At 58.9% G+C, this 10,773-nt stretch carries 8 protein-coding genes; 6 read left to right on the forward strand and 2 right to left on the reverse strand.

Annotated elements, in window-relative coordinates:
• Window positions 1-46: 46 nt before the first annotated feature.
• Window positions 47-4,288, forward strand: coding sequence for a DNA-directed RNA polymerase subunit beta' (gene rpoC, locus ACR0E6_RS20130; RefSeq protein ID WP_480586616.1), 4,242 nt, complete (start codon window positions 47-49; stop codon window positions 4,286-4,288).
• A gap of 461 nt (window positions 4,289-4,749) precedes the next feature.
• A complete protein-coding gene (locus ACR0E6_RS20135) occupies window positions 4,750-5,619 on the forward strand; it encodes a DMT family transporter (protein WP_480586619.1) in 870 nt (289 codons plus the stop codon).
• Here the strand turns inward: ACR0E6_RS20135 and ACR0E6_RS20140 are convergent.
• Both ACR0E6_RS20140 and ACR0E6_RS20145 read right to left on the reverse strand, forming a co-directional pair.
• Window positions 5,604-6,413 (reverse strand): putative rhamnosyl transferase, encoded by an 810-nt coding sequence (locus ACR0E6_RS20140; RefSeq protein ID WP_480586622.1) that lies wholly within the window; start codon window positions 6,411-6,413, stop codon window positions 5,604-5,606. The genes ACR0E6_RS20135 and ACR0E6_RS20140 overlap by 16 nt on opposite strands.
• Window positions 6,410-7,231: a putative rhamnosyl transferase gene (locus tag ACR0E6_RS20145; RefSeq protein WP_480586625.1), complete on the reverse strand. Its 822-nt coding sequence runs from the start codon at window positions 7,229-7,231 to the stop codon at window positions 6,410-6,412. Before ACR0E6_RS20145 ends, ACR0E6_RS20140 begins: the two co-directional genes overlap by 4 nt.
• A 397-nt stretch (window positions 7,232-7,628) precedes the next feature.
• Here ACR0E6_RS20145 and rpsL point away from each other — a divergent pair, with 397 nt between their 5' ends.
• The 4 genes from rpsL to ACR0E6_RS20165 all read left to right on the forward strand — a co-directional run.
• The gene (gene rpsL, locus ACR0E6_RS20150; protein ID WP_005621086.1) at window positions 7,629-8,000 is read left to right on the forward strand and encodes a 30S ribosomal protein S12; all 372 of its coding nucleotides are present in this window, start codon (window positions 7,629-7,631) and stop codon (window positions 7,998-8,000) included.
• Between the two features lie 15 nt (window positions 8,001-8,015).
• Window positions 8,016-8,486 carry a 30S ribosomal protein S7 gene (rpsG, locus tag ACR0E6_RS20155; protein WP_039529242.1) on the forward strand — a complete coding sequence of 157 codons (471 nt, stop codon included), beginning with the start codon at window positions 8,016-8,018 and terminating at the stop codon, window positions 8,484-8,486.
• Between the two features lie 18 nt (window positions 8,487-8,504).
• On the forward strand, window positions 8,505-10,622 hold the full coding sequence (gene fusA / locus ACR0E6_RS20160; RefSeq protein WP_480586628.1) for an elongation factor G: 2,118 nt from the start codon (window positions 8,505-8,507) through the stop codon (window positions 10,620-10,622).
• A 60-nt stretch (window positions 10,623-10,682) separates the two neighbouring features.
• The coding region (locus ACR0E6_RS20165) for a GTP-binding protein (RefSeq protein WP_215675807.1) at window positions 10,683-10,773 on the forward strand (91 nt) is incomplete at its 3' end.

Here is a 10,773-nt window from a genome sequence, read left to right on the forward strand (position 1 = left end):
GCTGCCCTTTCTCCCGTCCCCCCTTCCGCAAGATTTGAGGTAACAAATGAACCAGGAAATCACCAACAACCCGTTCAACCCGCTGACGCCGCCCAAGGTTTTCGACGAGATCAAGGTCTCGCTGGCGTCGCCCGAGCGGATCCTGTCTTGGTCCTATGGCGAGATCAAGAAACCCGAAACCATCAACTACCGGACGTTCAAGCCTGAACGTGACGGCCTGTTCTGCGCGCGTATCTTTGGCCCGATCAAAGATTACGAATGTCTGTGCGGCAAGTATAAGCGGATGAAGTATCGCGGCGTTGTCTGCGAGAAATGCGGTGTGGAAGTCACCCTGCAGAAAGTCCGCCGCGAGCGTATGGGCCATATCGAACTGGCCGCGCCCGTTGCGCACATCTGGTTCCTGAAATCGCTGCCGTCCCGCATCGGTCTGATGCTGGATATGACGCTGCGCGATCTGGAACGCGTTCTGTACTTTGAAAACTACGTTGTCATCGAGCCCGGTCTGACCGACCTGACCTACGGCCAGATGCTGACCGAAGAAGAGTACATGGACGCGCAGGATGCCTATGGCATGGACGCGTTCACCGCCAATATCGGTGCGGAAGCCATCCGTGAGATGCTGGCCCAGATCGATCTGGAAGCCGAAGCCGAGCAGCTGCGCGCTGATCTGGCCGAAGCAACCGGCGAACTGAAGCCCAAGAAGATCATCAAGCGTCTGAAGGTTGTTGAATCCTTCCTCGAGTCGGGCAACCGGCCTGAATGGATGGTGATGACCGTGATCCCGGTCATTCCGCCAGAACTGCGTCCGCTGGTTCCGCTGGATGGTGGCCGTTTTGCGACTTCGGATCTGAACGATCTGTATCGCCGCGTGATCAACCGAAACAACCGTCTGAAGCGTCTGATCGAACTGCGCGCGCCTGACATCATCGTCCGCAACGAAAAGCGGATGCTGCAGGAATCCGTTGACGCTCTGTTCGACAACGGCCGTCGTGGCCGCGTGATCACCGGCGCCAACAAGCGTCCGCTGAAATCGCTGTCGGACATGCTGAAAGGTAAGCAGGGCCGCTTCCGTCAGAACCTTCTGGGTAAGCGCGTCGACTTCTCGGGCCGTTCGGTCATCGTGACCGGCCCGGAACTCAAGTTGCACCAGTGTGGCCTGCCCAAGAAGATGGCGTTGGAACTGTTCAAGCCGTTCATCTACTCGCGCCTTGAGGCCAAGGGTCTGTCTTCGACCGTGAAACAGGCGAAGAAACTGGTCGAGAAAGAGCGTCCCGAAGTGTGGGATATCCTCGACGAGGTGATCCGCGAACACCCAGTCATGTTGAACCGTGCGCCGACGCTGCACCGTCTTGGCATCCAGGCGTTCGAGCCGGTCCTGATCGAAGGTAAAGCCATTCAGCTGCACCCGCTGGTCTGTTCTGCCTTTAACGCCGACTTCGACGGTGACCAGATGGCGGTTCACGTGCCCCTCAGCCTTGAGGCGCAGCTGGAAGCCCGTGTTCTGATGATGTCGACGAACAACGTTCTGTCGCCTGCAAACGGCGCGCCCATTATCGTTCCGTCGCAGGATATGATCCTGGGTCTCTACTATGTGACCCTGGAACGCGAAGGTATGCCGGGCGAAGGCAAGGTCTTTGGTTCGATCGAAGAAGTTCAGCACGCGCTGGACGCCGGTGAAGTGCATCTGCACACCAAAATCACCGCGCGGATCACGCAGATCGACGACGAAGGCAACGAAGTTCAGAAGCGCTATGAAACCACACCGGGCCGTTTGCGCCTGGGTGCGTTGTTGCCGATGAACAACAAGGCGCCGTTCGAACTGGTCAACCGCCTGCTGCGGAAGAAAGAAGTGCAGCAGGTGATCGACACCGTCTACCGTTACTGCGGTCAGAAAGAGTCGGTCATCTTCTGTGACCAGATCATGTCGATGGGCTTCAAAGAAGCGTTCAAGGCGGGCATTTCGTTCGGCAAGGACGACATGGTCATTCCGGACGACAAGTGGGGCATCGTTGATGACACCCGCGGTCAGGTGAAGGACTTTGAACAGCAGTACATGGACGGTCTGATCACTCAGGGCGAAAAGTATAACAAGGTTGTCGATGCCTGGTCGAAGTGTAACGACCGCGTCACCGAAGCCATGATGTCGACGATCTCGTCGTCGGATCGGGCAGAGGACGGGTCCGAGCAGGAACCGAACTCGGTCTACATGATGGCCCACTCGGGTGCGCGTGGCTCGGTCACTCAGATGAAACAGCTGGGCGGTATGCGCGGCCTGATGGCCAAGCCGAACGGTGACATCATCGAGACGCCGATCATCTCGAACTTTAAAGAAGGTCTGACCGTTCTCGAGTACTTCAACTCGACCCACGGTGCCCGTAAGGGTCTGTCGGATACCGCTCTGAAGACGGCGAACTCGGGCTACCTGACCCGTCGTCTGGTGGACGTGGCGCAGGACTGCATCGTTCGTGAGATCGACTGTGGCACTGAGCGTGCGATCACTGCCGAAGCCGCTGTGAACGACGGTGAGGTTGTTGCCTCGCTGGCCGAACGTGTGCTGGGCCGTGTCGCTGCTGACGATGTTCTGCGCCCGGGCACGGACGAGGTGATCGTCGCAGCCGGTCAGTTGATCGACGAACGCATGGCGGACACCATCGACGAAGCCGGTGTTGCCTCGATGCGCATCCGCTCGCCTCTGACCTGTGAGTCCGAGGAAGGCGTCTGCGCAACTTGCTACGGTCGTGACCTGGCCCGCGGTACCATGGTGAACACGGGTGAAGCTGTCGGCATCATCGCCGCCCAGTCCATCGGTGAACCCGGTACGCAGCTGACGATGCGGACCTTCCACATCGGTGGTGTTGCCCAAGGTGGTCAGCAGTCGTTCCAGGAAGCCAACCAGGAAGGCGTTGTCGCGTTCGAGAACCCGCAGATTCTGGTCAATGCCGCAGGTGAAAGCCTGGTCATGGGCCGGAACATGAAGCTGGTGATCAACGACGAGCACGGCGAAGAGCGTGCCAGCTTCAAGCTGGGCTACGGTTCCAAGCTGTTCGTCAAGGACGGCACCAAAGTGGCCCGTGGCGACAAGCTGTTCGAATGGGACCCGTACACCCTGCCGATCATCGCCGAGAAAGCCGGTACCGCGAAATATGTCGATCTGGTTTCGGGCCTTGCCGTCCGCGACGAGACCGACGAAGCAACCGGCATGACCCAGAAGATCGTGATCGACTGGCGCGCGGCCCCCAAAGGCAGCGACCTGAAGCCCGAGATCATTCTGGTCGGTGAAGATGGCGAGCCGGTCCGCAACGATGCGGGCAACCCGGTTCACTATCCGATGTCGGTGGATGCGATCCTGTCGGTCGAAGACGGTCAGCAGGTCGAAGCCGGTGACGTTGTCGCGCGTATCCCGCGTGAAGGCGCCAAGACCAAGGACATCACCGGTGGTCTGCCGCGTGTGGCTGAACTGTTCGAAGCCCGTCGTCCCAAGGATCACGCGATCATCGCAGAAGCCGATGGTTACGTGCGCTTTGGCCGCGACTACAAGAACAAGCGCCGCATCAGCATCGAACCGGCTGACGAGTCCATGGAGACCATCGAGTACATGGTGCCCAAGGGCAAGCACATCCCGGTCGCCGAAGGGGACTTCATCCAGAAGGGTGAATACCTGATGGACGGTAACCCGGCTCCGCATGACATCCTGTCCATCATGGGTGTCGAAGCGCTGGCGGATTACATGATCGACGAGGTGCAGGACGTCTATCGTCTGCAGGGCGTGAAGATCAACGACAAGCACATCGAGGTCATCGTGCGCCAGATGCTGCAGAAGTGGGAGATCCTGGATTCAGGCGACACCACCCTTCTGAAAGGCGAGCATGTCGACAAGCAGGAGTTCGACGCAGCCAACGAGAAGACCATCGCCCGTGGTGGTCGTCCGGCGCAGGGCGAGCCGATCCTTCTGGGGATCACCAAAGCCTCGCTGCAGACGCGTTCGTTCATCTCGGCGGCCTCGTTCCAGGAAACCACCCGCGTTCTGACCGAGGCTTCGGTTCAGGGCAAGAAGGACAAGCTGGTTGGCCTGAAAGAGAACGTCATCGTCGGACGTCTGATCCCCGCCGGTACCGGTGGTGCTACCCAGGCCGTCCGCCACATCGCGCAGTCGCGTGACAACGTGGTCATCGAAGCCCGTCGGGAAGAAGCCGAAGCCGCCGCTGCTCTGGCCGCCCCGGCATTCGACGACGACATGGTGGGGGATGAGCTGGACGTTCTGGTGGAAACCCCGGAAAGCCGCGAGTAAGTTTCGCTTAAGACAATTGAAAAAGGCCCCGCGATTGCGCGGGGCCTTTTTTTGTTCAGTGCGCCGACACCTATAGCAACGGCATTCTTGGAAGGTCGGTTGGATCAGGTACGGCTCCGGCTGCCGCAATAAGCGAACAGTTCTGCCAGCTGTTGTAACGGGCGAATAGACGGCAATATTCGGCTGTAATCAAAATGACCTCACATTTTTGGGATTTTTTTTGAGAAAAGCGGGCGATTTGCGTCGAGTGTGGGCAAATACGCCGTGCCCGGTGCAGCCTGCGGCTGTATCGGGTGCCAATCAGTTTACAGGTGCTGCGGGTTTTGGATAGGCCCTTTTGGCCTGGACAGGTGTCTCCCCACACCACCGTCATGCTGGGCGAGATCATTGATTGATGAGTTGACATTTCAGCGACCTGAAAGACCAATGCCCAAAAGCATTTGTATTTGGATCAGACTAGAATGACCCCCAATGTCAGAGGCGCGCTGTTGATGATGGGTAGCATGATGGCCTTTACCGTCAACGACACACTGGTGAAGGTTGCGCTGCAGGACCTGCCTTTGTTTCAGTTGATCGCGATGCGAGGTGTGCTGGCGACGGTGCTGATCTATCTGCTGGCCCGGCATCTTGGGGCGCTGCATCTGAACTTTCCGCGGCATGACAAAATCCTGGTTGCCCTGCGGTGTCTGACGGAATTGTCGGCCACGTTCTTCTTTCTGGTGGCCTTGAAAAACATGCCGCTGGCGAATGTGACGGCGGTTTTGCAGGCGTTGCCGCTGACCGTGACGCTGGGGGCGGCGCTGTTTTTCAATGAAAGCATCGGTTGGCGGCGGATGATCGCCATTGCGATTGGGTTCGCCGGAATGCTGCTGATCGTCCGACCGGGGCCCGAGGGGTTCAACCTGTATGCGGTCTACGCGCTGCTTGCGATGCTGTCGGTTACTGTGCGCGATCTGATCACGCGGCGCATGTCGGCACAGGTGCCTTCGATGGTGGTCACTCTGGCGACGTCCTTGTCAATCACGGTGACGGCGGCGATCATCTCGGTGTTCGAAGGCTGGGTGCCGGTTGCGCATGTAACCGGTGGGTTGGTGGCGGCTGCGGCCGTGTTTGTTCTGATGGGTTATACGTTCAGCGTGATGGTCATGCGGGTGGGCGAGGTCGGATTTGTCGCCCCGTTCCGCTATTCCAGCCTGTTATGGGCGCTGGGTCTGGGCTGGCTTGTCTTTGGGGATTGGCCGGACAGCGTCACGCTGATGGGTGCGGCCTTGGTTGTCGTGGCGGGGCTGTTCACGCTCCTGCGCGAGCGGTCGCTTCAATCGGACGACTGAACCTGCCGCAGAGCATCCGGATCAATCGCAAAACGCTGGCGCAGGATCTGTTCATCGGCGGGTCGGACAGGCGTCAGGTCATTCAGGTTTTTCCGGGCCTGAGGCGAGTCGTTATGCGCATGCAGTGCGCGCACCCACATCGGGCTGTCCGGCAGGGTGACGACCGGCATGACCCGGCTGATCTTGTTGTGGGTGAAGTTCATGATGGATTTTGGGTTGCCTGCCGCGACATACATGCCCAAACCGGCCGTGACCAAAGGCCGGTGAATCTGCGCCGTAAAGACGCCCGCATCCCCGGAATGCAACAGATAGCCGCTATTGAAATCGATGCCCACTGTGTCGTGCTGTTTCAGGGTTCCGCCGCAATCCTGCGCCGCCGCTCGCAAGCGTTGGACAAAATCGATGGCAATGGCATCGTCATCGTCGTGGCGGAATTGCAGGCAGGGCTGGTCCGGGTCCTTGCGCGCTGCGTTCAGCACCTCTTGCATGACTTTGCGGTGCCGCTTTGGCGGTTTGGGGATGATCTGCACCTGCGGCAGGTCCCGCGTGATGTCGCGTAGCCGGTGCAGGGCCGGTTCGGGCAGACACTCGCCGACAACGATCAGAAACTGGAAGCGCTCATCCGTCTGGTGCCGCAGGCAGGGCAGGGTCAGCGTTTCGAAAAGGTGGAAACGCTGCTCCAACCTGACCGGGTCATAGAGAAAACGCCGCCGATCCTCGATCGTGTCATGCATGACTTGAAAGCCGCCAACGGCAGGGTATGAAAACCGACACAGACCGATAACCTGCATCATGGCCGGTCGTCCGGTTTTTTGCTGTGGGCTGCCTGCACGGCATCGGAGTCGATGGCAAAGCGGGCGATGAATTCCCCGGCTTGCTGCGGCGTCAGCGGGCGAAGCTCGGTTTTGTCCGTCCGCGCATGGGGCGAGTCGTTGAACCCGTTCAGCCCGCGCACCCACATCGGCGCATCAGGTTGGCTGATCACTGGCATGAACCGGGCCAATCGGTTGTGCAATCGGTCGAATATGGTTCTGCTGCTGCCGCCCTGAACAAACATCCCAAGGCCGACGGCCAACAGCGAGCGCATGACGGCGGTGGCCTGAATCCCACCCGGCCCGAACCGCGCCAGATAGCCTGAGTTGAAGTCGATCCCGACACTCTCATACCGTTGCATCAGGCCTGCGTTGTCGTTTGCCGTCCGGCGCAGCCGTTCGACAAAATCCACCGAGACCGCGTCGTCGTCATCATTTCGGAACTGTATGCAGGGTTGATCCGGCGTCTGGCGTGCGGTGTTCAGAACGTCGCGAACCACAGCTTTGTGAGGCGCGGCGTCCTTCTGGAAAATGCGGATCTGGCGCACGTCGGACGTGACGTCTTGCAGTCGCTCAAGAAAGGGTTTGGGCAAACAGGTTCCGGTCAGCAGGATCAGATCGAAACCCGGATCGGTCTGTTCGCGAAAGCAGGGCAGGGTGGTGGTTTCGAAAAGGCGGAACCGTTCTTCCAGCCGGGCGGGGCTGTATAGGTAGGCCCGCCGGTCCTCGACCGTGTCATGCAGGATCTGAAAGCCGTCAGTGGCGGGAAAGGAAAAACGGCACAGGCCGAGGATTTGCATGATTCACCCGCTGGGACATCCGATGCGGCGACTATGCCCGCGCATCCGATGGGCTGCAACGAATGGAACGATTGCCAAACCGGAGCACGCCCTGATAAATCGCCCCAACACGGCCAGTTGACCTGCGGACCGGGTGTGCTGTTGACACTTGGGCCGACTCCCCTTAATACGCGCGACATCTCGGTACCGGGGGCCGCCCCATAACCGATTTCAGAAATGAACTGGTCAAGGCCCGGACAATTTTGCCGTTCGCGCCCTCTGATAACCAACCGCGACGTTCACCTCGGAATGGGAACGCTCGCGGATTTTGCGCTTGTGGACGCATGAGTGCAGCAAATTTAACCGCACGCAACCCGCGTGCATGTCATGTGTGTTGCAAAACGGGGAAGAAACCGGAATGCCAACTATTCAACAGCTGATCCGCAAACCGCGGCAGCCCAAAGTAAAACGCTCGAAGTCCATGCACCTGGAGCAGTGCCCGCAGAAACGCGGCGTCTGCACCCGCGTGTACACCACCACACCGAAAAAGCCGAACTCGGCTATGCGTAAGGTTGCCAAGGTGCGCCTGACCAACGGGTTCGAGGTGATCTCGTACATCCCCGGTGAAAGCCACAACCTGCAGGAACACTCGGTTGTTCTGATCCGTGGCGGCCGTGTGAAAGACCTTCCCGGTGTGCGTTACCACATCCTGCGCGGTGTTCTGGATACTCAGGGCGTCAAAGATCGTAAGCAACGTCGTTCGAAATACGGCGCGAAGCGTCCCAAGTAAGAAGGAGAGGCTGATATGTCACGTCGTCACGCCGCCGAAAAACGCGAAGTTCTGCCTGACGCCAAATTTGGCGACAAGGTTCTGACCAAATTCATGAACAACCTGATGATCGACGGCAAGAAGTCGGTCGCAGAGCGCATCGTCTACAACGCCTTTGACCGCGTTGAGAACAAGATCAAGCGCGCACCTGTCGAAGTGTTCCACGAAGCGCTCGACAACATCAAACCGTCGGTCGAGGTTCGCTCGCGCCGGGTTGGTGGTGCAACTTATCAGGTTCCGGTCGAAGTCCGCCCCGAGCGCCGCGAAGCACTGGCCATCCGCTGGCTGATCACTGCAGCGCGCGGCCGCAACGAAAACACCATGGAAGAACGCCTCGCCGGTGAGCTGCTGGACGCTGTACAGTCCCGCGGTACCGCCGTGAAGAAGCGCGAAGACACCCACAAGATGGCCGAGGCGAACAAAGCCTTCAGCCACTACCGTTGGTAATTCAGAGGCTTATCAAAAATGGCACGCGAATATCCGCTCGAACTGTACCGTAACTTCGGTATCATGGCGCACATCGACGCAGGTAAGACCACCTGCTCGGAGCGTATCCTGTATTACACTGGTAAATCCCACAACATCGGTGAGGTGCACGATGGTGCAGCCACCATGGACTGGATGGAGCAGGAGCAGGAACGCGGCATCACCATCACTTCGGCTGCGACCACCACGTTCTGGGAACGCACCGAGGACGGTCAGACCGCCGATACCCCCAAGCACCGCCTGAACATCATCGACACCCCCGGTCACGTTGACTTCACCATCGAAGTTGAGCGTTCGCTGGCGGTTCTCGACGGTGCCGTCTGCGTTCTGGACGCAAACGCCGGTGTTGAGCCCCAGACCGAAACCGTGTGGCGTCAGGCTGACCGCTACAAGGTTCCGCGTATGGTTTTCGTCAACAAGATGGACAAGATCGGCGCAGACTTCTTCAACTGCGTTCGCATGATCGAAGACCGCACCGGCGCACGCGCTGTTCCGGTTGGTATTCCGATCGGCGCCGAGTCCGAGCTGGAAGGTCTGATCGACCTGGTCACCATGGAAGAGTGGCTGTGGCAGGGTGAAGATCTGGGCGCAAGCTGGATCAAAGCTCCGATCCGCGACAGCCTGAAAGACATGGCTGACGAATGGCGCGGCAAGATGATCGAAGCGGCCGTCGAAATGGACGACGACGCGATGATGGAATACCTGGAAGGCAATGAGCCCGACGTTGAGACCCTGCGCGCCCTGCTGCGCAAGGGTACTCTGGACATCGCGTTCGTTCCGGTTCTGGGTGGTTCGGCGTTCAAGAACAAAGGCGTTCAGCCGCTACTCAACGCTGTGATCGACTATCTGCCCAGCCCGCTGGACGTTGTCGATTACATGGGCTTCAAACCCGGCGACGAGGAAGAAGTTCGTGACATCGCCCGTCGTGCCGATGACGAGATGGCCTTCTCGGGTCTGGCGTTCAAAATCATGAACGACCCCTTCGTTGGCTCGCTGACCTTCACCCGGATCTACTCGGGCACCATGAACAAGGGTGACTCGATCCTGAACTCGACCAAAGGTAAGAAAGAGCGCATCGGTCGCATGATGATGATGCACTCGAACAACCGGGAAGAGATCGAAGAAGCGTTTGCAGGCGACATCATCGCGCTGGCGGGTCTGAAAGACACCACCACCGGTGACACCCTCTGTGATGCGAAAGATCCGGTGGTTCTGGAAACCATGACCTTCCCCGATCCGGTGATCGAGATCGCGGTCGAGCCCAAAACCAAGGGCGACCAGGAGAAAATGTCCCAGGGTCTGGCCCGTCTGGCCGCCGAAGACCCGTCCTTCCGTGTGGAAACCGACCTGGAATCGGGTCAGACCATCATGAAGGGCATGGGCGAACTTCACCTGGACATCCTGGTTGACCGTCTGAAGCGCGAGTTCAAGGTTGAAGCGAACATTGGTGCACCGCAGGTGGCCTATCGTGAAACCATCTCGATGCCGGTCGAGCACACCTATACCCACAAGAAACAGTCGGGTGGTTCGGGTCAGTTCGGCGAAGTTAAGCTGGAAATCCAGCCGACCGAGCCGGGCGAAGGCTATTCGTTCGAAAGCCGCATCGTTGGTGGTGCCGTTCCGAAGGAATACATCCCGGGTGTTGAAAAAGGCATCAACTCGGTCATGGATAGCGGCCCGCTGGCTGGCTTCCCCGTGATCGACTTCAAGGTTGCCCTGCTGGACGGTAAGTTCCACGACGTTGACTCGAGCGTTCTGGCGTTCGAAATCGCGGCCCGTATGTGTATGCGTGAAGGTATGCGCAAAGCTGGCGCGAAGCTGCTGGAACCGATCATGAAGGTCGAAGTGATCACCCCGGAAGAATATACCGGCGGTATCATCGGCGACCTGACCTCGCGTCGTGGCCAGGTGTCTGGTCAGGAACCGCGCGGCAACGCGATCGCGATCGACGCGTTCGTTCCGCTGGCGAACATGTTCGGCTACATCAACACCCTGCGTTCGATGTCGTCGGGCCGTGCCCAGTTCACCATGCAGTTCGACCACTACGATCCGGTTCCGCAGAACATCTCGGACGAGATCCAGGCGAAATACGCATAAGCGAAGATTTGAGGGAGCTCCGGTCAGGGGCTCCCTTCATTACCGAAAAAGGAGGCCATCATGGCAAAGGAAAAGTTTGAGCGTACAAAACCGCACGTCAACATCGGCACGATTGGCCACGTTGACCACGGCAAGACCACGCTGACCGCAG

The sequence above is a fragment of the Ruegeria sp. AP12 genome (genome assembly GCF_056540025.1).